Source organism: Providencia sp. PROV268, assembly GCF_028477805.1.
GTDB lineage: Bacteria > Pseudomonadota > Gammaproteobacteria > Enterobacterales > Enterobacteriaceae > Providencia > Providencia stuartii.
The window spans coordinates 1-1199 of record NZ_JAMPLW010000060.1; the positions used below are offsets into that span (position 1 = coordinate 1).

Consider the following 1199-nt stretch of genomic DNA (forward strand, 5'->3'; position numbering starts at 1 on the left):
TACAGTGGGTTGTTATTATGCAATGATTTTTGCAACAACACCCGCACCTACTGTACGGCCACCTTCACGGATTGCGAAACGCAAACCATCGTCCATCGCGATTGGGTGAATCAGAGTTACTTTCATGTTCACGTTGTCGCCTGGCATTACCATCTCTACGCCTTCTGGCAGTTCGATAGTACCTGTTACGTCAGTTGTACGGAAGTAGAACTGTGGACGGTAACCTTTGAAGAATGGCGTGTGACGACCACCTTCATCTTTGCTCAGAATATAAACTTCTGATTCGAAAGTTGTGTGTGGCTTGATTGAACCTGGTTTCGCCAGAACTTGACCACGTTCGATTTCTTCACGCTTAGTACCACGCAGCAGAACACCTACGTTCTCACCCGCACGGCCTTCGTCCAGCAGTTTACGGAACATTTCAACGCCAGTACAAGTAGTTTTCGCAGTCTCTTTGATACCTACGATTTCAACTTCTTCACCAACTTTGATGATACCACGCTCAACACGGCCTGTGACTACTGTACCACGACCTGAGATTGAGAATACGTCTTCGATTGGCAGCAGGAATGGCTTGTCAATTGCACGCTCTGGCTCTGGGATGTAGCTGTCCAGTGCTTCTGCTAGTTCAACGATTTTCGCTTCCCACTCTGGGTTGCCTTCCAACGCTTTCAGCGCTGAACCACGGATAACTGGAGTGTCATCACCTGGGAAATCGTATTGAGACAGAAGTTCACGAACTTCCATTTCAACCAGTTCCAGCAGCTCTTCGTCGTCTACCATGTCACATTTGTTCAGGAACACGATGATGTAAGGAACGCCAACCTGACGACCTAACAGGATGTGCTCACGAGTTTGTGGCATTGGGCCATCTGTTGCCGCAACAACTAGGATTGCACCGTCCATCTGAGCAGCACCCGTGATCATGTTTTTAACATAGTCGGCGTGTCCTGGGCAGTCTACGTGTGCGTAGTGGCGAGTTGGTGTATCGTACTCTACGTGAGAAGTAGAGATGGTGATACCACGCGCTTTTTCTTCTGGTGCGTTATCGATTTGATCGAATGCACGAGCGCTACCGCCGTAAGTTTTTGCCAGAACAGTAGTGATTGCTGCTGTCAGGGTAGTTTTACCGTGGTCAACGTGGCCGATTGTACCAACGTTAACGTGCGGTTTTGAACGTTCAAATTTTTCTTTAGACA

General features: G+C 48.3%; 1 protein-coding gene. It reads right to left on the bottom strand.

Going from position 1 to position 1199, the window contains the following annotated elements; genetic code table 11:
• Nucleotides 1–15: 15 nt before the first annotated feature.
• A partial coding sequence (tuf, locus tag PR699_RS19605) for an elongation factor Tu (protein WP_053111003.1) occupies nucleotides 16–1199 on the bottom strand: 1184 nt, incomplete at its 5' end.